The sequence below is a fragment of the Dietzia sp. B44 genome, from assembly GCF_014145245.1.
Taxonomy (GTDB): Bacteria; Actinomycetota; Actinomycetes; order Mycobacteriales; family Mycobacteriaceae; genus Dietzia; species Dietzia natronolimnaea.
In genome coordinates, this window is sequence record NZ_JAALEF010000108.1 from 1 (window position 1) to 23345 (window position 23345).

Genomic DNA, 23345 nt, shown 5'->3' on the forward strand with positions numbered 1-23345 from the left:
TGATCTCCGACCGCGTCGGCGGGCCGGTCCGCGTCGCGTCCTCGAGGGGACACGCCGTTCCGGCAGCACCCGGACACGGTGACCCCGTGGCCGGTCCGCGCGACCGGGCGGGGGACGGGACGGGGGACGCGGTACGCGGCGTCGGTCCGGACCGGCAGTCCCACGGTGGGCTCGATACGGACCGGTATGGCGCAGACCGATACGACGCGGACCGAATCGACGAGGCCTACCCACAGCCGGACGAGGCCACCCAGAAACGTCGCTGGCAGATCATGGCCGGCACCAGCGCGGCGGCCGTCGTGGTGATCGCGCTGTTGTCCGCGTGGCTACTCGGGGCGCTGGCCGGTGGCGGCGACGAGACCCCCCTGTCCCAGCAACTCGACGCGATCGAACGGGCCGCGCAGGCCAGCAGGTCCGCCGCGACCACCGAGCCCGCATCGGACGAGTCGGGCCCGGGGGAGACCGAGCCCACCCGTGAGGCACCGTCCACGCCCGTCACGGTCTCGGACGTCACCTCGTGGCAGCCCGTCGGGTCGGCGGGGGTCGCAGAGAACTCCTCGAGCGCCCCGAACGTCGCGGACGGTGACAGGTCGACCTCGTGGTCCACCGACACCTACCGCAACCAGCTCGGCGACGGCGGGGCCGCGTACAAGCCCGGGGTGGGCCTCCTGTTGACCCTCGACGGCGAGCAGGAGACCCGGCGCGTGGTGGTCCACTCGGACGACGACGGTGTGCGCTTCGAGGTCCGGGTCGCCGACAGTGCGTCCCCGGACTCTCTCGAGGACACCACCCTGCTCGGCGAGGGGACGATCCGGGACGGCTCGGGGACCGTGACGATCGACGAGCCCGAGGAGTCCCGGTACCTGATCGTGTGGTTCACCCGGCTCGGTACCTCCGGCCCCGAGTCGTACGCGGCGTCGATCAGCGAGATCCTTCTCACCCGGTGATCCGGCCCGGCCACGGCCGAGCCCTCCCGGCCGCATCGACGACGAGAGCGACGTCGCGAGCGAGGTCGCGAGCGAGGTCGAGCCGGCTGCCCGCTCCCGGGCCCGAGGTGACAGCCCCACGGCGGTCCCCGCCGCGTTAACGTCACCGCCGTGAACACCAGCGCCGTCGACGATCTCTCCACGGTCACGGGACGCTCCCCGCTCACCGCCGGGTCGCGCCTCACGGCCGGGTCCGCGCTCTCGGACGTCGAGCTGCTCGACGCGCACATCGCCGGCGACCCGGACGCGTTCTCCGCCCTCGTCCGGCGCCACTACGACTACCTGTGGCGGCTGGCCATACGGACCTCCTTCAACCGTGAGGACGCCGCCGAGGCGCTCCAGGACGCCCTCATCTCGGCGTACCGGAAGGCCGACTCCTTCCGCCACGCCTGCCCCGTCCAGGGTTGGCTCTACCGCATCGTGGTCAACGCCTGCCTGGACAAGATGCGGTCACAACGCCTGCGCACCCACTCCGAGCTCACTCCCAGACTGCACGAGGAGATCTCGCTGCGGGACCACTTCTACCAGGACCCCGCCTACGCGATCATCGTCGCCGAGGCCCTGGCGGAGCTGCCCACCGACCAGCGGGACGCGGTCGTCGTCGTCGACATGCTGCGCTGCACGGTGGCCGAGGCGTGCCACCTGCTCAACGCCCGCCCCGGCACCATCAAGAGCCGGTGTTCGCGCGGGCGGGCCAAGCTCAGCGTGCTGCTCGCGGGGGTCACCCTCACCGACTGAGGGAACAACACCGACCCGCCGGGTGTTGTCGCCTTAGTAGATCCATCGATCGGCATAGTGGTTCCGCAGATCGTGTGGATCCGCAGATCGTCCCGGCCCACGTTCCCCACCCGCCAAGGAGTCCGAAGAACCCATGAGCGACACCCTCCACGACGTCATCATCGTCGGATCCGGCCCGGCCGGGTACACCGCCGCCATCTACTCCGCTCGGGCCGAGCTCAAGCCGGTGGTGTTCGAGGGTTCGCAGTTCGGCGGTGCGCTCATGACCACCACGGAGGTCGAGAACTTCCCGGGCTTCGCCGAGGGGATGATGGGCCCAGACCTGATGATGCAGATGCGGGAGCAGGCCGAGCGCTTCGGCGCCGACCTCCGCATGGAGGACGTCACCTCGATGGACCTGGCCGGCGAGGTCAAGATCGTCCGCGTGGGGGAGGAGGAGCACCGCGCCCGCGCCGTGATCCTCGCCATGGGCACCGCCGCACGCTACCTCGGCGTCCCCGGCGAGCAGGAGTACCTCGGCCGTGGCGTGAGTTCCTGCGCCACCTGCGACGGATTCTTCTTCCGGGACAAGCCGATCGTCGTGGTGGGCGGCGGCGACTCCGCCATGGAGGAGGCCACCTTCCTCACCAAGTTCGGTTCCTCGGTGACCATCGTGCACCGGCGGGAGGAGTTCCGCGCCTCCAAGATCATGCTCGAACGGGCCAAGGAGAACGAGAAGATCTCGTTCGTCCTCAACACCACGGTCGACGAGGTGCTCTCGGGTGCCAGTGGATCGGTCGAGCGCCTCAAGCTGCGCAACACGGTCACCGGTGAGACGAGCGAGCTCGAGACGGCCGCGATGTTCGTGGCGATCGGTCACGACCCGCGCTCCGAATTGGTCCGGGACCAGGTGGAGGTCGACGAGGACGGGTACGTCCTCACCGGCCAGACCACCGCGACCTCGATCCCGGGGGTCTTCGCCTGCGGCGACCTGGTGGACCACCGCTACCGGCAGGCCATCACGGCCGCCGGTTCGGGGTGCGCCGCCTCGATCGATTCCGAGCGTTGGCTCGCCGAGCAGGCCTGACCCCCACCGGGCGGACCCGATCCGCGCGGGCGGGACACCCGGGACGCCCACACCCCCACCCCGAAAGGACCCACCACAATGGCCGTGAACACCCCTAACATCATCGACGTGACCGAGGACGACTTCGCCGAGGCCGTGCTCGCCGCCAGCGGGTCGAAGCCCGTCCTGGTGGACTTCTGGGCCACGTGGTGCCGCCCCTGCACCATGATGGCGCCGGTCCTGGACGAGCTCGCCGGAGCCGAGTCCGACAAGCTCACGGTCGCCAAGGTCGACGTGGAGGCCAACCAGGAGCTCGCCGCCGAGTACCAGATCACCGCCATCCCGGCGATGCTGCTGTTCTCCGAGGGCAAGCCGGTCAAGCGCATCACCGGAGCGAAGTCCAAGTCGGCGCTGCGCACCGAGCTCGGGGACGTCCTCTAGACGCCCCGCCCACTCGGGTGCGCTCCGGGCACGTCCGCGCCGGAGGCGGTAAGTTCATCCGGGTACCCAGTCGAGTGGAGCGGAGGAGAACCATGGCGTGGCGACGCGGTGACCGTGGGCCCGAGGTGGCCTCGATCCGGGCGACCCTCGCGGGAATGGGCCTGTTGCACAACATCGAGTCCGTCGGGGTCACCGAACCCCAGACCGGATCGATCCTGGCCCGGACCGACGCCGTGTTCGACGCCGACCTGGAGACGGCCGTCCTGGCCTTCCAGCAGGCCCGTGGGCTCATCTCGGACGGCATCGTGGGTCCGTCGACCCAGGCGGCGCTCCATGACGCCACCCACGTCCTCGGGACCCGCGATCTCAGCTACATCGTCTCCAGGCCCATGGCGGGAGACGACGTGGCGCAGTTCCAGCGTCGGCTCGGGGAACTCGGTTTCTACGCGGGACTGGTCGACGGCACCTTCGGTCCCCTCACCCATGCCGCGGCGACGGACTTCCAGCGGGACTGCGGCCTGCCCGCGGACGGCGTCGTGGGAGCCGAGACCCTGGACACCCTGAACAGGTTCTCCACCCTGTTCAAGGGTGGGGACGTCTCCTCGCTGGTCGAGCGCGAGCGGGCGCGGACCTCCGGCCCGATGCTCGCCGGCAAGCGGATCGTCCTGGACCCCGGCCCCAGCGGTTCGGAGAACCCGATCCGCATGGACACCCCGCACGGAACCATCACGGATGCCGAGCTGCTCTGGGACATCACCCGGCGGTTGTCCGAGCGGATGAACCAGGCGGGGGTCGAGGTCTTCCTCTCCCGGCCGGAGGCGATGATCCCGACCGACCCCGAGCGCGCCGAGATCGCGAACGCCTTCAACGCCGATCTCATGATCTCGCTCCGCCTGGACCGGCATCCCAACCCGGTGGGCAACGGTGTCGCCACCTTCTACTTCGGCAACTCCCTGGGTGCCGAGTCGATGCTCGGGGAGGCGCTGTCCGGGTTCATCCAGCGCGAGATCGTCAGTCGCACCAGTCTCCGCGACTGTCGCACCCACGGGCGGAGCTGGCCCCTTCTCCGGATGACCCGGATGCCGTCCATCCAGATCGTCCTGGGGTACGCCTACAATCCCCGCGATCTCTCCATCCTCGGGGACCGCACCGCACAGGACACCATCATCGACTCCATCCTCGTGGGGGTGAAGCGCCTCTACCTACTCGACGAGGACGATCACCCCACCGGGTCGATGTCCGTCAACGAGCTGATCGACTACGAACAGCGTCAGCGGGACTGACGTCCCGCCCGCGGGTCCACCGTGTGCCGGGCGGTCGCCCCGGACAACACCCCCAGCCTCCTGGTGGCGAATCCCCGCTCCGCGAAGAGCTGATCGAGCGCCCTCTCGACGTCGGCCTTCCAGAGATGCTCACTCTCGATATCGAGTCGGAGTCTCGGATGGGTCTCGTGCTCGGCCACGACGGTGAACCCGTGCTCCACGAGGAAGCCGGTCGGAGCGATGCACGACTCCGAACCACACGTGTCACGTGACAGTACGTCCCCGGTGTCCCCGGACGTCACCCCGAAGGCCTCAATCGCCTTGATTCCGCGTCGGCGCAGATCCACCACCACCGCATCGAGGAGCGAGGTCAGCGCACCGCCGGGCGCCCCGTGCTCGATGCTCAACCCCGCCAGGAGGATGGCGTCCGAGCCCACCGGGGAGGTCGGGAAGCAGGCCGCACGCGGCACCATCCCGGGGGGCGCGTAGAACGCCGCCCCGGTCGAGCGGTCACCATAGCTGGCTATCTGACCACACACACCCCATTCCAGGGACACGTGGGAGATCCACGCCTCCTTCTCGAACTCGGGATCCCCCGGCTCGTCCTGGCCGACCTGCCCGTCAGTCTGCCAGTACACACATTTGCGAGCCCGGGGCCCGAGCTGGTCCACGGCGGAGAGGTCGAGCGGCCGGATCGAGTTCATCGCGGCGATCCGGGCGTCCCGCCCTCGAGTAGCGTCAGGACCCGGTTCAGGTCATCGGCGTCGCCCACGTCGATCGTGATGCGCCCCTTTCGCCGCCCCATGGTGACCGACACCGACGTCTCGAAGCGATCGGACAGTCGACCCGCCACCGCCTCCAACTCAGGATCCCGTCGGCGACCCTGTGGCGCGGGGGAGGGCCTCGACGCCGTACCGTCGCCCTCCCGGTTCAACAGTGTGACGATCTCCTCCGTGGCCCGGACCGACAGGCCCTCCGCCACGATTCGCGCTGCGAGCTCGTCCTGGGCGGGCGCCCCGGCCTCGAGGCCCAGCAGTGCTCGGGCATGGCCGGCGGACAGCACACCGGCCGCCACTCGGCGCTGGACAGCGGTCGGCAACTGGAGCAGACGGATGCTGTTGGTGATGGCCGGACGCGACCGACCGATCCGGGTCGCGAGCTCGGCCTGCGTCACGTCGAACTCCTCAAGGAGCTGTTGGTACGCCGCCGCCTCCTCGAGGGGATTGAGCTGGACCCGATGGATGTTCTCGAGAAGCGCGTCCCGGAGGAGATCCTCGTCGTCGGTCTGCCGCACGATCGCCGGGACCGTCGGGAGCTCGGCCCGTTGGCTCGCGCGCCAGCGTCGCTCGCCCATGATGAGCTGATATCGGCCGGCCGCGATCTCACGGACGACGATCGGCTGGAGGAGCCCGAACTCTTTGACGGAGTGAGCCAGCTCGGCCAGCGCCTCTTCGTCGAAATGGGTTCGGGGCTGTTTCGGGTTCGGCTCGATCGCCGACGGAGGGATCTCGCGATACACCGCGCCGGGATCCACGAGGTCGTCGGTTTCACGTGAAACATCGTCGTCCCTCGCACCGTCCGGACGGGGTGCCCGATCGGCGTCGTCGACGGAGACGTTGCTCGCTGCCGACATCCCCGGACCGCTGGACCTCGGCCTGGGGGGAGTGGTCCGCGGACCACCGCCCCTCGGACCCAGGATCACGTCGGCTGCATCACTGCCCAGACGTGGACCCTCGTCCGGCCCCGTGGGGATCAGGGCGGCGAGCCCCCGGCCGAGACCACCCCTGCGTTGCTGACTCATCGACTCTCCTCCGTGCCGGTGGACACGCGGCCGTCCTCCACGTGTGAGTGCAGACGATCCGCGCGGCTGTTGAGCTCCTTCGCCGCGTCCAGGTACGCGAGAGCGCCGCGGGATCCGGCGTCGTACTGGAGGATGGTCATCCCGTACCCGGGAGCCTCCGACACCTTGACGCTCCTCGGGATGACGGTACGGAGCACCGTGTCACCGAAGTGGGTACGGACCTCGCCGGCGACCTGCTCTGCGAGCTTGGTCCGTCCGTCGTACATCGTCAACATGATGGTGGAGATCTCCAACGACCGGTTGAGGTGCTGCTGGATCAACTCGACATTGCGCAGCAACTGGCCGACCCCTTCGAGCGCGTAGTACTCGCACTGGATAGGGATCAGCACCTCACTCGCCGCCACCATCGCGTTCACCGTGAGCAGTCCCAACGAGGGGGGACAGTCGATCAGGACATAGTCAATGCCCAACGACACGAGGTCCTCGCTGTTGAGCACCTCGGCGAGCCGATGCTCCCGGTGGTCGAGGCCCACCAATTCGATCTCGGATCCCGCGAGATCGATCGTCGCCGGGATACAGAACAGACGCTCGGCATGGGGACTGCTCTGCATGAGGTCTTCCAGGGCGTGTTCCCACATGAGGAGCTCGTAGCTCGACGGGGTTCCCTCCCGGTGATCCACTCCGAGCGCGGTGCTGGCGTTGCCCTGCGGGTCCATGTCGATCACCAGGACACCGAGACCACCGAGGGCGAGAGACGCCGCAAGATTGACCGTCGAGGTGGTCTTACCCACCCCACCCTTCTGATTGGCGATGGTGATGATCCGCGGATGCGGGGGCCTCGGCAACGCGGGGGCGTCGCCGTGGAGTACCTCGTTCGCCTGCCGTGCGGCCGCGAAGATCGGGGTCTCGTCTTCGGACATCCGTCACCTTTCAACTACCTGTCAGAGCAACTCAGCGCATCGTCCCGATGCCCCTGCCGCCAGTGTTTCACGTGAAACCGACATCGCCCGCTGCGATTCCGACGGACATCACCGATGCCGTGAACCGCGTGCGCGAGAGCGGGAGCCACGGCTACCCACTCTAGTCGCGAGCGTCGCAATGACGAGCCTCGTCTCCTCCGCATCCGGCGCGGACACGACCTCGACGCGCGCACCATCAAAGCCCAGTTTCCGGAGGGCCCGCTCGTCTCGTTCGATCTCGTCCGCGGCGGAGGCACCCTTCAGCGCCACCATCCGACCACCCGGTCTGAGCAACGGCGCAGACCATCCGGCGAGCCGCGAGAGCGGAGCGACGGCCCGCGACGTCACCACGTCAGCACCGCCGGCGTCTGCGATCACGCCCTTCTCCTCGGCACGACCGCGCACCACACGAACATCCAGTCCCAGTTGGTCGACCACCTCGAGCAGAAAGGTCGACCGACGGAGGAGGGGCTCGACCAGAGTGATGCGGAGATCGGGTCGGGCAAGCGCGAGCGGGATGCCCGGTAGGCCGGCGCCGCTGCCGATGTCGACCACCGACTCGTTCTCCATGAACCCGACGGCGGCCGCCGCACTGTTGAGTACATGTCGGTCCCACAGCCGCGGGCGCTCGCGTGGTCCCATCAGCCCCCGCTCCAGACCGGCGGTCGCGAGGATCTCCACGTACCTGACCGCGAGGGGGAGACGGTCGCCGAACACTGAAGCCGCGCCGGCGGGAGGTTCCGGGGGAGTCTCGACCATTGACGTCTCACTCGTATCGTCCCGGGCGTCATCGCTTGTGGACGCATCGACCTCGTCACGTGTCGTTTCGTGCCCTGTGTCCTCGTTCATGTCACCGTCGTCCTCTTCCGGCGCGAATCGCCTCTGGTTTCACGTGAAACATCCCCCGAATAACATCGATGTAAGTAGCCGTGTCCGCACCACGCTCAACCCCTACATGACGCCGGGGGCGCGGGCTCCAAGCCCGCGCCCCCGTTAGTCTCGCTGTCCGGCACTCGAACCGGCTCGGTCAGTCCGGCAGCTCGGTCAGGTCGGCAGGACCACGACCCGCCGATTCGGCTCGGCCCCGGTCGAGTCCGAGGACACTCCCTCGATCTCCGCTATCGCATCGTGGATGACCTTCCGCTCGAACGGGGTCATCGGCTCGAGCTCCTCGGGTTCGCCGGACTCGAGCACCCGCAGTGCGGCCACCCGACCGGCCTCGGTCAACGCCTCGCGTTTGGCAGCGCGCCACCCGGAGATGTCCAACATCAACCGGCTGCGATCTCCCAGCTCCTGCTGAACGGCCAACCGGGTCAGTTCCTGCACGGCGTCGAGAACCGCACCGTCGGAACCCACGAGGCGATCCAGATCCTCGCTCCCGTCGATGCTGACGATCGCACGATCGCCCTCGACATCCAGATCTATGTCCCCGTCGAAGTCCAGGATGTCCAAGAGCTGCTCGAGGTAGTCACCGGCCACCTCGCCCTCCTCGACAAGACGCTCCTCCGACACCTCGATGTTCTTCTTCGACATGGATCTGCCTCCGTCATCGCCGCCGATCGCCGCGCCCGTCCTGGCCGGCGAGTACTCACCCCAAGTATGGGACAAGGTCCCCGATGCCGGGGCATCGGGGACCTTGTCGGTGGTCTGACTGACCTGCGGTCAGCGTTTACGCTTCTTCTTCTTGCCCTTACCGCTTCCCCCGCCGCTCTTCTGTGCGGGGCGCGTCCGTTGACCGCCCGGCTGCTGAGGTCTCTGACCCGGCCGAGGAGCCGCGCCCGGAGAGGGCGCGGGAGCGACCGCCGGGGCGGCGTCCGGGTCGTCGTCGTCATCCGACGTCACACCGGCCACCGTCTCCTGGGAGGCCACGGCGGTACCTGTCGGGGCACCCCGGCCCCTCTTGGGGTTGACGGGCTTCACGCCGACCCTCGGGGCGAGGGACTTCTGCTCCTCACGGCGCTTGAGGGCGGCCACGTCGTCCTCCTTGGCCATCTTCTCGAAGAGGTAGTACTGCTGGCCGAGGGTCCACAGGTTGTTGGTGACCATGTAGACGAGGATCGCCATCGGCCAGAACGCGCCGGTGACCAGGATGCCGATGGGGAAGGCCCACAGCATCAACTGGTTCATGATCTTGGCCTGCGGGTTGGCTGCGGCCTCAGGCGACTGGCGGGACAGCGAGATCCTGGCGTTGAGGTGCGTGGTGACCGCCGAGACGATCATCAGCGGGATGGCCACGATGATGATGTTCCAGCGCTCGAAGTCCAGTGCCGCCCCGGGGTCGACGAACGCCTGGAACTGCTCGATCGGCTGGGAGATGAACGACGACAGGGGAGCGCCGAACAGCCGCGCGTCCAGGAAGCTCTGGACCTCGTCCGCGTTGAAGACGTAGTTGCCGGTGTTCCGCGTCTCCTCCGCGCTCATACCGAGCGCACCGAAGTTGTTGCCCATCCGGTTGAAGGACCGGAGCACATGGAACAGACCCAGGAAGACGGGGATCTGGATGAACATCGGCAGACAACCGAGGACCGGATTGAACCCCTCGGACTTCTGGAGCTTGCGCGTCTCGGTGGCGAGCTTCTCGCGATCGTTCTTGTACCGCTTCTGCAGCTCCTTCATCCGCGGCTGCATCTCCTGCATCTTCCGCGAGAAGCGGATCTGCTTGGCCGCCGGCCAGAACAGCAGGATGCGGAGGGTGACCACGAGGAAGATCACGGAGAGCGCCCAGATGGCGCCGTTGGAGTCGGGTGACTCCACCCAGGGAAGAAAGCCCCCGAGGAACGCGAAGATCTTGTGCCAGAACCAGAGGATCCCGGAGATCGGGTAGTAGACCAGAGGGTCGGTGATGAACGACATCGGTGGTGGAGTCCTAGCTTCGTTCGGAGTTGTCGGGATGCTCGTGGGGATGATCCGCGGGATCGTCGGGGGCGCGGGGCTCGGAGGAACGGGATTCCGGGACCGGATCCCACCCGCCGGGAGTCCAGGGACCACACCTCAACAACCGCCACACCGAGAGCCACGTCCCGTACCAGGCGCCGTGCACTCGAACGGCCTCGACCGCGTAACTGCTGCAGGTGGGTTCGAACCGACAGCTCGGTGGGGTCAGGGGCGAGATCCCCTTCTGGTAGAAGTCGAGCATCCACAGAAGGACCCGGGCCACGGGGCCGTGGCGGCCCTCGGTCATGACCGCTCCTCACGAGCACGCGGCACCGCGGAGGACAGACCGGAACGCATATCGCGGACCAGATCGTCATGGGAGGCCGCCGCAGAGGCCGGATTGGCCCTGACCACGATCAGGAGATCGGGATCGAGCTCCGCCAGCAACTCGGCGGCGATATGACGAAGCCGCCGGCTGACACGGTGGCGGGTCACCGAGTCACCGACGGCTTTGCTGACGACCAGGCCGAAACGAGGACCGCCCACGCGGACGTCCGAAGAGTCCACGTGGGCGTGTACGACCATCGTCCGGCGGCCCTTCCTCGCACCCCTCCGCACCACCGCCGCGAAGTCAGCGGAACGGTGGAGCCGGTGGGTCCTGGGAAGCACCCGCCACCCCGGCCCGGATCAGGCCGTCAACGAGGCGCGGCCCTTACGGCGGCGAGCGCCGACGATGCCGCGTCCGGCGCGCGTGCGCATCCGGAGACGGAAGCCGTGCACCTTGGCACGACGACGGTTGTTCGGCTGGTAAGTCCGCTTGCCCTTGGCCATGATTGGCTCCTCACGTGAAGTAGGCGCCACTCGTGCGCCCGATCGAGTTCCTGATGTCGTCGAAACACCACTGACGGGCGGTACCACGACGCGCCGCACGCCTCACGGGCGCGCGACAGACTGCTCAAGATTACGCGCACGATGGCCTCGCCACCAAACCGTGTAATCACATCCGCACCATCGGTACCACCCTGCAGGCCACGGCAACACGCCGGGGCGCCGGATGCTTGACATCCGCCCTCCAGTTGATCTTGAGGGTTGCCCACGAGTTCACGGTGTTGTTACGGTCATTCATCATCGAGCCCCACCCGGGCCGCCTAACGTAATCACGACGCAGCAGACCCACCCTCACGCACTGGAGACCGAACCCGCCACCGCGGGGCCGGTCTATCTTCCACAGCTGTGGACAACCATGTGGATACCGCGTTGGACCTGGGTCGGAGCCTGTGGATAGAGTGTGGTGCCCGGCCGGGCCGAGAGGGTCGGCCACCCGGAACCACTTCACACCGACGAGAGGAGACCGCCCACCGTGTCTCCTGACCTCGAACACGTGTGGAGCGCGGTCCTCGACAAGCTGACCGACCCGTCTCTGGCCAGCGATGACAATCCCGCGTTGTCCCGCCAGCAGCAGGCCTGGTTGCGCCTCGTCCAACCGATCGCCGTGGTCAACGGGTTCGCGATGCTCGCCGCGCCGTCCGCGTTCGCCCGGGACAACATCGAGTCGATCCTGCGCGGGCCGATCACCCGCGCGCTCAGTTCCCAACTCGGGGAGCCCGTCGATCTGGCGGTCAAGGTCGACACCTCCCTCGCCGGCCGGCACCACCACTCCGATGCCGACGATCCCCGGATCGACGTCGACGAGATACACCGACCCGAGCCGGAGGCCTCCCATCCACCGGCCACCTCGCGCCCGGTCCGCATGACCGAGGAGCAGATCGCGGCCGAACGACTGCTGCACGGCAGCGACCGCGACGAGGCCCTGTCGGCGGCGACCGCGCCTGGACTCAACGAGCGGTACACGTTCAGCGCGTTCGTCCAGGGGAACTCCAACCGGTTCGCCCGAGCGGCGGCGCTCGCAGTCGCGGAGGCCCCGGCGCGCGCCTACAACCCGCTGTTCATCTGGGGCGAGTCGGGGCTCGGCAAGACACACCTGCTCCACGCGATCGGGCACTACTCCCTGAGGATGTACTCCGAACAGAAGGTCAAGTACGTCTCGACCGAGGAGTTCACCAACGACTTCATCAACTCCGTCCGCGACGGCCGCCAGAACATGTTCAAGAAGCGGTACCGCGAGGCCGACATTCTCCTGGTCGACGACATCCAGTTCCTCATCGGCAAGGAGCAGGTGCAGGAGGAGTTCTTCCACACCTTCAACACGATCCACAACGCCCAGAAGCAGATCGTCATCTCCTCCGATCGGCCCCCCAAGCAGCTCCAGCCCCTCGAGGACAGGCTGCGTACCCGCTTCGAGTGGGGTCTCATCACGGACATCCAGCCGCCCGAGCTCGAGACGCGAATCGCGATCATCGACAAGAAGGCCAAGTCGGAGAACTACGTGGTCCCCCGCGATGTCCTGGAGCTGATCGCCACACGCGTGCAGCGCAACATCCGCGAGCTCGAGGGTGCGCTGATCAGGGTCGTCGCGTTCGCCTCCCTCAACGGACACGAGATCGACGTCCCGTTGGCCGAGGTGGTCCTGCGCGACGTGGTCTCGGACGACGATTCCCTCCAGATCTCGGCCGCGACGATCATGGCGGTGACCGCGGAGTTCTTCTCCACCAGCATCGACGAGCTCTGCGGGACGTCGAAGACCCGGTCTCTCTCCCGCGCCCGCCAGATCGCGATGTACCTCTGTCGAGAGCTCACGGACCTCTCGCTACCCAAGATCGGCGTCACCTTCGGCGGCAAGGACCACACCACGGTCATGTACGCCCAGCGGAAGATCCTCAAGGAGATCAAGGACGACCGGCGCATGTACGACCAGATCCAGGAGCTCACCGCCCGGATCAAGGAACGCTCGCGGTCTCTCTGACGGCTCTCCGACCCGTCCCCCCGGCCGCACACCCACGCGATCCCTCTGCTGCTCCTGCGGCGGCTCCTCCGTGCGCTCGCCGATGCCTTCGTCCATGCCCTCGTCGGGCCGCCCCCCGAGTGGCCCGGCGCCGCACACGCCCGCCCCACGGACCACCCCCGGTTCTCGAGAGTCGGAGTCGTGTGACCGTTCCGACATGTAAATGTGACCCCCCTCACAACATGTGCCACACCCTTCACACCTGTGGACAACTCTGTGGGTTCCTGTGGACCGACGGTGGACAGACGGTGGACCGAAATCTGTGATTCCACCCGCGCCGCTCGCAAGTCACAGGATGAGCCGATTCGGTCCACAGCCACAATCGCACCCTGAACTGCGTAGACAGGTGTCGGCTCACAATTTCACAGGACCTACTACTACTACTTATCTCTCTAGAGAGTTCTTGTAAGAAGTAGGTATGTGGAACGGCGAGCCTGCTTGACCGGGTTACAGGACTCCGTGTTCCCGCTGTCGGCGGGAGCGGTTACTCTCATGGAGATGATCCGGCGGACCCCGTCGGACGCCAGAGAACGCCCGAGACCGCAGCCGCGAACAGACCACTCGTCCAGATACCGGCGGTACGCGCCCCGCCCAGAAAGAGGTCACCGATGGAGATCACGGATCCGACGTTCCGCGTCACCCGCGAGGACTTCGCCGATTCGGTGGCCTGGGTGGCGCGGACCCTTCCGTCTCGACCGTCGGTCCCGATCCTCGGCGGGGTTCTCCTCGAGGCGGACTCCGGTCTGACCATCTCGGGTTTCGACTACGAGACCTCCGCGCAGGTCTCCGTCCCGGCCGAGGTGTCCGAGCCGGGGAGCACCCTGGTGTCCGGTCGGTTGTTAGCCGACATCGCCCGCGCGCTCCCGGACCGTCCGGTCGAGGTCACGGTGAGCGCCCAGAAGATGTACATCAACTGCGGCACCGCCAAGTTCACCCTGCCCACGATGCCGGTCGAGGACTACCCGCAGCTGCCGGCGATGCCCGGGGTGACCGGATCGGCCGCGGTCGACGCGTTCTCCGAGGCCGTGGCCCAGGTCGCCGTGGCGGCCGGCAAGGACGACACGCTCCCGATGCTCACCGGCATCCGGATGGAGATCGAGGGACCCCGGGTCACCCTCATCGCGACCGACCGGTTCCGCCTGGCCATCCGCGATCTGGAGTGGGAACCCGCTCGCGAGGACGTGGCCGTGGAGGTCCTGATCCCGGCCAAGACGTTGTCCGACGTGACCCGGTCGGCGGGGCAGGGTGGGCGTGTCGACCTCAGCCTGGGCGCGGGCTCGGAGGTCGGGGCGGACGGCATCATGGGCGTGCTGGTCTCCGGGCAGCGCACCACGACGCGGCTCCTCGACGCCGAGTTCCCCAAGGTCCGCCAGCTGCTGCCGACCCAACACACCTCGATGGCGGTCGTCCAGGTCGACGCGCTGGTGCAGGCCATCAAGCGCGTCGCGCTGGTCGCGGACCGGGGAGTGCAGGTCCGGATGACGTTCTCCGACGGCGAGTTGGCGCTCTCCGCGGGCGGGGATGACGCGGCCCAGGCCTCGGAGACCCTCCCCGTCGACTTCCTCGGTGAGCCCCTGACCATCGCGTTCAACCCCGGTTACCTGTTGGACGGGCTCGGCAGCATGCACTCGGCGCGCGTCGCGTTCGGGTTCACCCAGGCCAGCCGTCCCGCGGTCCTGCGTCCCGCTCCCGAGGAACTGCCCTCCCCGGACGCCGACGGCGCGATCGCCCCCGTCGACTCGAACCACACCTACCTGCTCATGCCGGTCCGCCTGCCGGGCTGACCCGGCTCTCCCGAAGCCGCCCGGCATGCACCTGCGTCACCTCAGGCTCCTGGATTTCCGATCCTGGCCTCTGCTCGAGCTGGAGCTGGAGCCCGGGGTGACCACACTGGTGGGGCGCAACGGTCACGGGAAGACGAACGTCCTCGAGGCCGTCGGGGTGCTGGCCACCCTGAGATCGCACCGGGTTGCAGCCGAGGCACCGATGATCCGCACGGGCGCGGAGACGGCCATGATCGCCGCCCTCGCCCACAACGCCGGACGTGAACTCACCGTGGAGCTGGCCCTCAACTCGGGGCGGCCCAACCGGGCGCGGCTCAACACCTCGCCCTGCCGCCGCCTCGGCGACATCCTCGGGGTGGTGCAGTCCGTGCTCTTCGCACCCGAGGACCTGGCCCTGGTCCGGGGGGAACCGGCCGAGCGTCGCAGACTGCTCGACGAGCTCCTGGTCCAACGTCGGCCCGCCCACGGGGGCGACCTCGCCGAGTACTCCTCTGTTCTCCGACAGCGGTCGGCCCTCCTCAAATCCGCCTCCGGCGTTCTCCGGCGCGGGAGGGGGGAGGAGGCGGAGGCGGCCCTGGACACGCTCGACGTGTGGGACGGTCGTCTCGCCCAACTCGGGGCGAGGATCGTCGCGGGGCGCGTCCTCCTGCTCGAGGAGTTGCGACCACTGGTCGTCGATGCCTATCGCGGTCTGGCGCCGGAGTCCCGTCCGGCCGATCTCGCGTACCGGTTCCGGGTCGGCGCCGCGCCGGAGGAGTCCGAGTTGGCCGACCCCGAGCTCGTCGAGGCTGTCCTGCTCGCCGAGCTCGGGAGGAGACGCCAGGACGAGATCGACCGGGGGATGTCCCTCGTCGGACCTCACCGGGACGATGTGGTCCTGTCGCTCGGTGACGAGCCCGCCAAGGGGTTCGCCAGCCACGGCGAGACGTGGTCGTTCGCCCTCGCCCTGCGCCTCGGATCGCTCGAACTCTTCCGGGCGGACGGCATCGAGCCCGTCCTGCTCCTGGACGACGTGTTCGCCGAACTCGACCGCCACCGCCGTGCCGCCCTCGCGGCGGCGGCGACCGGCGTCGAACAGGTCTTGGTGACCGCGGCGGTCGGCGAGGACGTCCCGGACGGATTGCGGGGGGTCCGTCATGACGTGGTGATGACGGGGGAGGGCGCGGGTCGTCACTCGGACATCACGGTGTCGCGCCGCCCCGCCGGACGTCACGACGAGATTGCCGGACGTCACGACGAGGTTATGGACGACGACCAGAACGACGGAGACGACGACACCGCACCCTCGACCAGGGAGGTCCACAGGTGACCGACGATCAGCGGAGGGATCCGATAACACCGTCCGACCCGCCACAACGCGGTTATGACATCGCGAGGCAGGCCCTCGAGGAGGCACGCACACGGGCTCGTGCGGACGGCAAACAGGTCGGTCGCGGGCGGACCGGTCCGGTGGGAGGCGGGAAGCGGCTGCGCAAACGTGGCTGGACCGGGTCGGGTGCCGACCCCTGGGATCCCCAGCCGCTCGGGCGACTCGTCGGCCAGGTCGCCAAGAGACGGGGTTGGGACGACAAGGTCACCACCGGTCGGCTGTTCGCGGAGTGGGACCGCATCGTCGGCGAGGACATGTCCGCGCACGCCACCCCGGAGCGACTCGAGGAGGGCGTGCTGTACGTCCGCGCCTCCAGCACCGCGTGGGCGACCCAACTCCGGCTCGTGGCGGCCGACATCCTCCGCAAGATCGCCGCGGCCATGGGACCGGGTCACGTGCGTCGCCTCAAGATCGAGGGCCCCGAGAAACCCAGTTGGCGGAAGGGCCCGTTGCACGTGTCCGGTCGTGGGCCGCGGGACACCTACGGCTGAGGGGCGGAGCCACCCGGGTGGCCATCGGGCCCGTCCTGGCGAGCCCGGGGGCCGCGCGCGGGTTGTCGCAGGTAGACTGGGCCGGTCCCAGACCCCCGAGACGCGAGGAGTTCGCACGTGGCGGACGCCAAGAGCAAGGCCAGCAAGAAGGGCACGAACGACTACGGTGCGTCATCGATCACCGTTCTCGAAGGACTCGAGGCCGTCCGGCTGCGTCCGGGTATGTACATCGGCTCCACAGGGACGCGCGGTCTGCACCACCTGATCTGGGAGGTGGTGGACAACTCGATCGACGAGGCAATGGCCGGCCACGCGACCGGTGTCAAGGTGACCTTGCTGGAGGACGGCGGCGTCGAGGTGATCGACGACGGCCGTGGCATCCCCGTCGAGATGCACGAGCAGGGCATGCCCACCGTGCAGGTCGTCATGACCCAGCTGCACGCGGGCGGCAAGTTCGACTCCGACTCCTACGCGGTCTCCGGTGGTCTCCACGGCGTGGGCATCTCGGTGGTCAACGCGCTGTCGACCCGGGTCGAGGTGCAGATCAAGCGGGACGGACGCCTGTGGCAGCAGAACTTCAACATGGCCGTCCCCGAGGAGCTCGTCGACGCCGGGCCCGCCGAGGGAACCGGCACCAGGGTCCGCTTCTGGGCTGACGGGTCGATCTTCGAGTCCACCGAGTACGACTTCGACGTGGTGGCCCGTCGCCTCCAGGAGATGGCGTTCCTCAACAAGGGCCTGACCATCACCCTGACCGATCGACGGTCCCGGGCGGAACAGGCAGCGGAGCTCGACGCGATCGCGGACAGCGAGGGTCGCGGATCCGACTCCGCGCCCGGTTCCGACGAGGGGTCGGACATCGAGCACGCCGTGGACGCGGAGCAGGCCTTCGTCGAGGGGGCCGTCGAGACCACCGAGCCCGCCGAGCCGGTCAAGGTCCGTGAGCGCAAGCGCACCTTCCACTACCCGGACGGCCTCAAGGACTACGTCACCGCGATCAACAAGTCCAAGACGGCGATCCACCAGACGATCCTCTACTTCGAGGGCAAGGGCACGGGCCACGAGGTCGAGGTCGCGATGCAGTGGAACTCCGGGTACTCGGAGTCGGTCCACACCTTCGCCAACACGATCAACACCCATGAGGGCGGCACCCACGAGGAGGGCTTCCGCGCCGCGCTGACCTCACTGGTGAACAAGTACGCCCGCGACAAGAAGCTGCTCAAGGAGAAGGACCCCAACCTCACGGGTGACGACATCCGCGAGGGCCTCGCCGCGGTGATCTCGGCCAAGATCTCCGACCCCCAGTTCGAGGGTCAGACCAAGACGAAGCTGGGCAACACCGAGGTCAAGGGCTTCATCCAGCGGCAGGTCTCGGAGCACGTCGGTCACTGGTTCGAGGCCAACCCGGCCGAGGCCAGGGTGATCGTCAACAAGGGCATCGCCTCGAGCCAGGCCCGCGTCGCCGCCCGCAAGGCCCGCGAGATGGTCCGCCGCAAGTCGGCGACCGATATCGGCGGGCTCCCCGGGAAGCTGGCCGACTGTCGCTCCAAGGACCCGGCCAAGTCCGAGTTGTACATCGTGGAGGGCGACTCCGCCGGCGGCTCGGCCAAGTCCGGTCGGGACTCGATGTTCCAGGCGATCCTGCCGCTGCGCGGGAAGATCATCAACGTCGAGAAGTCCCGGATCGACAAGGTCCTCAAGAACACGGAGGTCCAGGCGATCATCACCGCCCTGGGCACGGGTATCCACGAGGAGTTCGATCTCGAGAAGCTGCGCTACCACAAGATCGTGTTGATGGCCGACGCCGACGTCGACGGTCAGCACATCTCGACGCTCCTGCTCACCCTCCTGTTCCGGTTCATGAAGCCGCTGGTGGAGAACGGGAACGTCTACCTGGCGCAGCCGCCGCTGTACAAGCTCAAGTGGGGCAAGGGCGAGCCCGACTTCGCGTACTCGGACCGCGAGCGCGACGAGCTCCTCAAGATCGGTCTGGAGAAGAAGCGCAAGATCAACGTCGAGGACGGGATCCAGCGCTACAAGGGTCTCGGTGAGATGAACCCCAAGGAGCTGTGGGAGACCACCATGGATCCGACGGTGCGCACCCTCCGGTTGGTCACGCTCGACGACGCCGCGGCCGCCGACGAGTTGTTCTCGATCCTCATGGGCGAGGACGTCGACGCGCGCCGCAACTTCATCACCCGCAACGCGCGGGACGTCCGCTTCCTCGACGTGTGATCCGCGCCCCCGGTCGGCGGGCATCTCGCAGGGAGGGCAGCGGTATCGCCCGCGAGATGCCCGCCGACCCGTGGGCTACAGGCTCCCGCAGTCGTTCGGCGCGGGTTCTCCCGCGAGCCGGCGGGTGACGAAGTCCAGGGCCGCCGGGAAGTTGGTCACGGCCGCCGCGGCGTGCGTCACGCCGGCGACGGGCGGGGTCGTCTCATAACGGAAGTGCACGGCCGTTCCCTGTTCGCACCAGTCCCGGCCGAGCTGCTCGACCTGACCGAGCGGGATGATGTCGTCGTTGACACCCCCGGCGACCATTACCGGGACCTCGGGTCGGAGTCGGCCGATCCGCTGGTGATCGAGGACCCGCAAGGCCTCGGGCTCGGAGCGGATCAGCTCTCCGAGGCTGCGGCCCGAGTGGGTCCACTCGTTGGTGGTGCGCATCCCGTACGCCGAGCGCAGGTCGAGGGTGCACAGGCCGGCGATGTCTGCGAGCGCGGCCCGACCGGCGCCGTTGACCTGCCTGTCGACCACCTGCTGGACGGCGGGGAAGCGCTCGGACATGCCGTTGATGGCGTACCCGATCGCACCGGTGAGCGTGGAGCCGTCGATGTGGTCGAGCACCGCCAGCAGATCCGCCGGGGGAGCGGACGCGTAGGCCGCCCGCAGGTCGACATCCGGGGCGTACACGGGGGCGAGCTCGGCAGCGGCCGCGGAGGCACCTCCACCCTGGGAATGACCCCAGAACACCACGGGAGCGTCCCCGCTCAGAGCGCGGGCGGCCCGGGCACCGTCCAGCATGGCGTGGGCCTGCTCCACCCGGTCGGAATAGGTGTGCACGCCGGGCGTGCCGAGCCCGATGTAGTCGATCACCATCACCCGGAAGCCCTGGGCGGCCAGGACCAGCGCGAACGCCTGCTCATACGAGGGCACCGCGCCCCCGGTCTGCGGGTTCACGCCGAGCGCCGTCTCAAGATTCCGGGACGGGGCACACGCATCGCCCTGACCCTGCGTACCGGGCCCGATCACGATGGTGGGTCGTGGACCGGGACCGTTCCACCGTGCGGTCGAGTCGTACAGCGCGCCGGATGTGGCCACGGGTCGACCGTCGACGTCGAGGGTCTGGTAGACGACACGCTGAGCCACCGCCGGCAGCGGGGAGGGAAGCGGAGGCAGTCCGGGGACGGATACCGCGAGCGGTAGGTCGGCCGGTTGCGCACGGAGGACGGCGCCCGGGGACGAGGGTGCGAGGCCCCGGGTGTCGTAGAAACCGCCCGGCTGGTCGAACTGGACGCCGTCCCGGTTCGCGGTCGGCTGCGTCACCGGTTGCGCGTCGGCAGGGGCTGCAAGGCCGCTGACGAGCGCAAAGACAGAGGCTCCCGCCACGGCCACAAGACGACGGTATCGGTGGCCGGGTCCACCACGGAGGCGCGACATGACGGAAATGTTACGTGCGTCACATCATCTGGGCACGGCAATCCGTCGAGACGGCCCGAGACCAGGCGGCCCGAGACCGGGCGAGCGGACAGGGTCAGCGAGGACCGGGTCCGGGAGCGGTGACGCCCGGAGGACCCGGCGGCGCACCCGCTCGAGGACCTGTTCCATTCGCAGATAATAGGGTGCCCGAGGCGTGCCCTCGAACCCGTTTCCCCAGGACCTATAGACTGGGCGGGTCGTACGGCCGCCGTCAGAGCACGCGCGTGCCCGCGACATCGTCTGCGAGAGAAGCCAGCGCGACGAGGAACCGAAGAGGAGCCCATGACGGACACGACGTTGCCGCCCGACGCCGGGGGACACGACCGCATCGAACCGGTCGACATCCAGGCGGAGATGCAGAGAAGCTACATCGACTACTCGATGAGCGTCATCGTCGGGCGGGCCCTCCCGGACGTCCGGGACGGGCTCAAGCCCGTCCACCGTCGCATTCTCTACGCGATGTGGGACAACGGCTACCGGCCCGACCGTAGCTACGTGAAGTCCGCGAAGCCCGTCGCCGACACCATGGGCAACTACCACCCGCACGGTGACTCGGCCATCTACGACACCCTGGTCCGTCTGGCCCAGCCGTGGGCGATGCGCTACCCGATGGTCGACGGCCAGGGGAACTTCGGTTCGCGCGGCAACGACGGTGCGGCCGCGATGCGCTACACCGAGTGCAAGATGACCCCGCTCGCCATGGAGATGGTGCGGGACATCGACAAGAACACGGTCGATTTCCAGCCCAACTACGACGGCAAGACGTCCGAACCGGTCGTTCTGCCGTCCCGGGTACCGAACCTGCTGATCAACGGCTCCAGTGGCATCGCGGTGGGAATGGCCACCAAGATGCCGCCGCACAACCTCCGCGAGGTCGCCGAGGCCGTCTACTGGGTTCTGGAGAACCCGGACGCCGGGGACGACGAGGCGCTCGACGCCTGCATGGGCTTCATCAAGGGGCCGGACTTCCCGACCCACGGGTTCATCGTCGGGGACCAGGGCATCAAGGACGCCTACACCACCGGGCGCGGTTCGATCCGGATGCGCGGCAAGACCTCCATCGAGGAGGACGGCAACCGCACCGTCATCGTGATCACCGAGCTGCCCTACGAGGTCAACCCGGACAACATGATCCTGTCGATCGCCGAGCAGCTGCGCGACGGCAAGATCGCCGGCATCTCCAAGATCGACGACGAGTCGTCCGATCGTGTGGGCCTGCGGATCGTCATCACGCTCAAGCGCGACGCCGTGGCCAAGGTCGTCCTCAACAATCTCTACAAGCACTCGCAGCTGCAGACGTCGTTCGGCGCCAACATGCTGTCGATCGTCGACGGCGTGCCGCGCACGCTCCCGATCCACCAGCTGGTGCGGCTGTACGTCACGCATCAGATCGAGGTCATCGTCCGGCGCACCCAGTACCTACTGGACGAGGCCGAGCGGCGGGCCCACATCCTGCGCGGGCTGGTCAAGGCGCTCGACGCTCTCGACGAGGTCATCGCGCTCATCCGTCGGTCGCAGACCGTCGACATCGCCCGCGAGGGTCTCAAGGACCTCCTCGACATCGACGACGACCAGGCCCAGGCCATCCTCGACATGCAGCTCCGCCGCCTCGCGGCCCTGGAGCGGCAGAAGATCGTGGACCAGCTCGCCGCCATCGAGCTCGAGATCGCCGACTACAAGGACATCCTGGCCAAGCCCGAGCGGCAGCGGGCGATCGTCGGAGACGAACTCCGCGAGATCGTCGAGAAGTACGGCGACGACCGACGCACCGTGATCATCCCGGCCGACGGCGACGTCACCGACGAGGACCTGATCGCCCGCGAGGACGTCGTCGTCACCATCACGGAGACGGGTTACGCCAAGCGGACCCGCACGGATCTCTACCGCGCCCAGAAGCGGGGCGGCAAGGGTGTGCGGGGTGCGGAGCTCAAGCAGGACGACATCGTCCGGCACTTCTTCGTCTCCTCCACGCACGACTGGCTGCTGTTCTTCACCACGAAGGGCCGGGTCTACCGCGTCAAGGCCTACGAGCTGCCCGAGGCCAGCCGCACCGCGCGGGGCCAGCACGTGGCCAACCTCCTCGCGTTCCAGCCGGAGGAGCGGATCGCCGGGGTCATCCGGATCAAGGGGTACCAGGACGCCCCGTACCTGGTCCTGGCCACCAGCAACGGCCTGGTCAAGAAGTCCCGTCTCGAGGACTACGACTCGCCTCGCTCGGGCGGTCTCATCGCCGTCAACCTCCGCGACGGCGACGAGCTCGTCGGTGCCGCCCTCGCCGGCCCCGAGGACGACCTCCTCCTGGTCTCCGAGAAGGGACAGTCGATCCGGTTCCACGCCAACGACGACACGCTCCGCCCGATGGGCCGTGCGACGTCCGGTGTCATGGGGATGCGGTTCAACGACGGCGACGCCCTGCTCAGCATGTCGGTGGTCCGTTCGGAGATGGACGAGAACCAGCTCTTCCTGCTGGTGGCCACCGAGCGCGGGTACTCCAAGCGCACCGCGCTGGCCGAGTACACCGCCCAGGGCCGGGGCGGCAAGGGCGTGCTCACGCTCATGTTCGATCCCAAGCGCGGCAAGCTCGTGGGTGCGACGATCGTGGAGTTGCAGGACGAGCTCTACGCCATCACGTCCAGCGGTGGCGTGATCCGCACGTTCGCCAAGCAGGTGCGCAAGGCGGGCCGGCAGACCAAGGGCGTGCGCCTGATGAACCTCGCCGAGGGCGACTCGCTGCTGGCGATCGCCCGCAACGCCGACGAGCCCGACGACGACGACCGGCTCGACGCCGGGTCCGACAAGGAGTAGAAGGCGATGACCGAGCCGAGCGACGGACCCGAGAGCGGCCCGGCACCCAAGGGTTCCACCCCTGCGCCGGGCTTCGGCGGGTCGGCCAGCTCCACGACCGGGGCGGAGTCCCCCGCCGTGGAGACCACCCCCGACGACGCGACCGCGACCGCGTCGTTCCCCGCGGCGACCCAGCACCGCGCCGAGGGA

20 protein-coding genes and 2 pseudogenes are annotated in these 23345 nt (G+C 68.3%); 12 read left to right on the forward strand and 10 right to left on the reverse strand.

Translation table 11 applies throughout. The features are described from left to right. From G6017_RS04410 to G6017_RS04430, 5 genes and pseudogenes are all read left to right on the forward strand, one after another. Positions 1-947: pseudogene (locus G6017_RS04410) on the forward strand (protein kinase family protein); the annotation flags it as partial. Between the two features lie 150 nt (positions 948-1097). Next, complete coding sequence (gene sigM / locus G6017_RS04415; RefSeq protein ID WP_182616127.1) at positions 1098-1724, forward strand: RNA polymerase sigma factor SigM; 627 nt, start codon at positions 1098-1100, stop codon at positions 1722-1724. Between the two features lie 133 nt (positions 1725-1857). Beyond that, positions 1858-2790 (forward strand): thioredoxin-disulfide reductase, encoded by a 933-nt coding sequence (gene trxB, locus G6017_RS04420; RefSeq protein WP_182609582.1) that lies wholly within the window; start codon positions 1858-1860, stop codon positions 2788-2790. A gap of 78 nt (positions 2791-2868) precedes the next feature. After that, positions 2869-3210, forward strand: coding sequence for a thioredoxin (gene trxA / locus G6017_RS04425; protein WP_179524000.1), 342 nt, complete (start codon positions 2869-2871; stop codon positions 3208-3210). Positions 3211-3302: 92 nt separating this feature from the next. Next, positions 3303-4493, forward strand: a complete 1191-nt coding sequence (locus G6017_RS04430) for an N-acetylmuramoyl-L-alanine amidase (RefSeq protein WP_179524001.1) — start codon at positions 3303-3305, stop codon at positions 4491-4493. Here the strand turns inward: G6017_RS04430 and G6017_RS04435 are convergent. The 9 genes from G6017_RS04435 to rpmH all read right to left on the reverse strand — a co-directional run bounded on the left by G6017_RS04435 (position 4481) and on the right by rpmH (position 10937). Continuing rightward, positions 4481-5176: a hypothetical protein gene (locus tag G6017_RS04435; protein WP_182609581.1), complete on the reverse strand. Its 696-nt coding sequence runs from the start codon at positions 5174-5176 to the stop codon at positions 4481-4483. The two genes, G6017_RS04430 and G6017_RS04435, sit on opposite strands and share 13 nt — an antisense overlap. Then, the gene (locus G6017_RS04440; protein WP_182609580.1) at positions 5173-6273 is read right to left on the reverse strand and encodes a ParB/RepB/Spo0J family partition protein; all 1101 of its coding nucleotides are present in this window, start codon (positions 6271-6273) and stop codon (positions 5173-5175) included. Before G6017_RS04440 ends, G6017_RS04435 begins: the two co-directional genes overlap by 4 nt. Further along, positions 6270-7193, reverse strand: coding sequence for a ParA family protein (locus tag G6017_RS04445; protein WP_182609579.1), 924 nt, complete (start codon positions 7191-7193; stop codon positions 6270-6272). The genes G6017_RS04440 and G6017_RS04445 overlap by 4 nt, the downstream gene beginning before the upstream one ends. A gap of 108 nt (positions 7194-7301) precedes the next feature. Next, complete coding sequence (gene rsmG / locus G6017_RS04450) at positions 7302-8081, reverse strand: 16S rRNA (guanine(527)-N(7))-methyltransferase RsmG (RefSeq protein ID WP_182616129.1); 780 nt, start codon at positions 8079-8081, stop codon at positions 7302-7304. A 195-nt stretch (positions 8082-8276) separates the two neighbouring features. Further along, positions 8277-8765: a Jag family protein gene (locus tag G6017_RS04455; protein ID WP_179524006.1), complete on the reverse strand. Its 489-nt coding sequence runs from the start codon at positions 8763-8765 to the stop codon at positions 8277-8279. Between the two features lie 129 nt (positions 8766-8894). Then, positions 8895-10085 carry a membrane protein insertase YidC gene (gene yidC / locus G6017_RS04460; RefSeq protein WP_182609577.1) on the reverse strand — a complete coding sequence of 397 codons (1191 nt, stop codon included), beginning with the start codon at positions 10083-10085 and terminating at the stop codon, positions 8895-8897. Positions 10086-10098: 13 nt separating this feature from the next. After that, positions 10099-10413, reverse strand: coding sequence for a membrane protein insertion efficiency factor YidD (gene yidD, locus G6017_RS04465; RefSeq protein ID WP_182609576.1), 315 nt, complete (start codon positions 10411-10413; stop codon positions 10099-10101). Then, positions 10410-10775, reverse strand: a complete 366-nt coding sequence (gene rnpA, locus G6017_RS04470; protein ID WP_182609575.1) for a ribonuclease P protein component — start codon at positions 10773-10775, stop codon at positions 10410-10412. The genes yidD and rnpA overlap by 4 nt, the downstream gene beginning before the upstream one ends. An 18-nt stretch (positions 10776-10793) precedes the next feature. Beyond that, positions 10794-10937, reverse strand: coding sequence for a 50S ribosomal protein L34 (rpmH, locus tag G6017_RS04475; protein ID WP_179524010.1), 144 nt, complete (start codon positions 10935-10937; stop codon positions 10794-10796). A 529-nt stretch (positions 10938-11466) separates the two neighbouring features. Between rpmH and dnaA the strand changes: the two genes are divergently transcribed. From dnaA to gyrB, 5 genes are all read left to right on the forward strand, one after another. Beyond that, on the forward strand, positions 11467-12969 hold the full coding sequence (gene dnaA, locus G6017_RS04480) for a chromosomal replication initiator protein DnaA (RefSeq protein WP_179524011.1): 1503 nt from the start codon (positions 11467-11469) through the stop codon (positions 12967-12969). A gap of 647 nt (positions 12970-13616) precedes the next feature. Beyond that, positions 13617-14792: a DNA polymerase III subunit beta gene (gene dnaN, locus G6017_RS04485; RefSeq protein ID WP_182609574.1), complete on the forward strand. Its 1176-nt coding sequence runs from the start codon at positions 13617-13619 to the stop codon at positions 14790-14792. A 25-nt stretch (positions 14793-14817) separates the two neighbouring features. Next, positions 14818-16101 (forward strand): DNA replication/repair protein RecF, encoded by a 1284-nt coding sequence (recF, locus tag G6017_RS04490; protein ID WP_241731370.1) that lies wholly within the window; start codon positions 14818-14820, stop codon positions 16099-16101. Further along, positions 16098-16652, forward strand: a complete 555-nt coding sequence (locus tag G6017_RS04495) for a DciA family protein (RefSeq protein ID WP_179524013.1) — start codon at positions 16098-16100, stop codon at positions 16650-16652. Before recF ends, G6017_RS04495 begins: the two co-directional genes overlap by 4 nt. Positions 16653-16769: 117 nt before the next feature. Next, the gene (gene gyrB, locus G6017_RS04500) at positions 16770-18887 is read left to right on the forward strand and encodes a DNA topoisomerase (ATP-hydrolyzing) subunit B (RefSeq protein ID WP_179524014.1); all 2118 of its coding nucleotides are present in this window, start codon (positions 16770-16772) and stop codon (positions 18885-18887) included. 75 nt (positions 18888-18962) lie between these two features. On the opposite strand, the gene G6017_RS04505 is transcribed toward gyrB, so the two are convergent. Beyond that, positions 18963-20198 carry an alpha/beta fold hydrolase gene (locus tag G6017_RS04505; RefSeq protein ID WP_304815956.1) on the reverse strand — a complete coding sequence of 412 codons (1236 nt, stop codon included), beginning with the start codon at positions 20196-20198 and terminating at the stop codon, positions 18963-18965. A 435-nt stretch (positions 20199-20633) separates the two neighbouring features. Between G6017_RS04505 and gyrA the strand changes: the two genes are divergently transcribed. Both gyrA and G6017_RS04515 read left to right on the forward strand, forming a co-directional pair. Further along, on the forward strand, positions 20634-23156 hold the full coding sequence (gene gyrA, locus G6017_RS04510) for a DNA gyrase subunit A (protein WP_182609572.1): 2523 nt from the start codon (positions 20634-20636) through the stop codon (positions 23154-23156). Between the two features lie 6 nt (positions 23157-23162). Continuing rightward, positions 23163-23345: pseudogene (locus G6017_RS04515) on the forward strand (DUF3566 domain-containing protein); the annotation flags it as partial.

Coding starts and splice junctions, on each gene's coding strand:
- trxB (WP_182609582.1), top strand. CDS start 1,858: ATGAGCGACACCCTCCACGACGTCATCATCGTCGGATCCGGCCCGGCC.
- recF (WP_241731370.1), top strand. CDS start 14,818: ATGCACCTGCGTCACCTCAGGCTCCTGGATTTCCGATCCTGGCCTCTG.
- G6017_RS04430 (WP_179524001.1), top strand. CDS start 3,303: ATGGCGTGGCGACGCGGTGACCGTGGGCCCGAGGTGGCCTCGATCCGG.
- yidC (WP_182609577.1), bottom strand. CDS start 10,085: ATGTCGTTCATCACCGACCCTCTGGTCTACTACCCGATCTCCGGGATC.
- G6017_RS04440 (WP_182609580.1), bottom strand. CDS start 6,273: ATGAGTCAGCAACGCAGGGGTGGTCTCGGCCGGGGGCTCGCCGCCCTG.
- rpmH (WP_179524010.1), bottom strand. CDS start 10,937: ATGGCCAAGGGCAAGCGGACTTACCAGCCGAACAACCGTCGTCGTGCC.
- yidD (WP_182609576.1), bottom strand. CDS start 10,413: ATGACCGAGGGCCGCCACGGCCCCGTGGCCCGGGTCCTTCTGTGGATG.
- G6017_RS04445 (WP_182609579.1), bottom strand. CDS start 7,193: ATGTCCGAAGACGAGACCCCGATCTTCGCGGCCGCACGGCAGGCGAAC.
- gyrA (WP_182609572.1), top strand. CDS start 20,634: ATGACGGACACGACGTTGCCGCCCGACGCCGGGGGACACGACCGCATC.
- G6017_RS04455 (WP_179524006.1), bottom strand. CDS start 8,765: ATGTCGAAGAAGAACATCGAGGTGTCGGAGGAGCGTCTTGTCGAGGAG.
- G6017_RS04435 (WP_182609581.1), bottom strand. CDS start 5,176: ATGAACTCGATCCGGCCGCTCGACCTCTCCGCCGTGGACCAGCTCGGG.
- rsmG (WP_182616129.1), bottom strand. CDS start 8,081: ATGAACGAGGACACAGGGCACGAAACGACACGTGACGAGGTCGATGCG.
- trxA (WP_179524000.1), top strand. CDS start 2,869: ATGGCCGTGAACACCCCTAACATCATCGACGTGACCGAGGACGACTTC.
- dnaN (WP_182609574.1), top strand. CDS start 13,617: ATGGAGATCACGGATCCGACGTTCCGCGTCACCCGCGAGGACTTCGCC.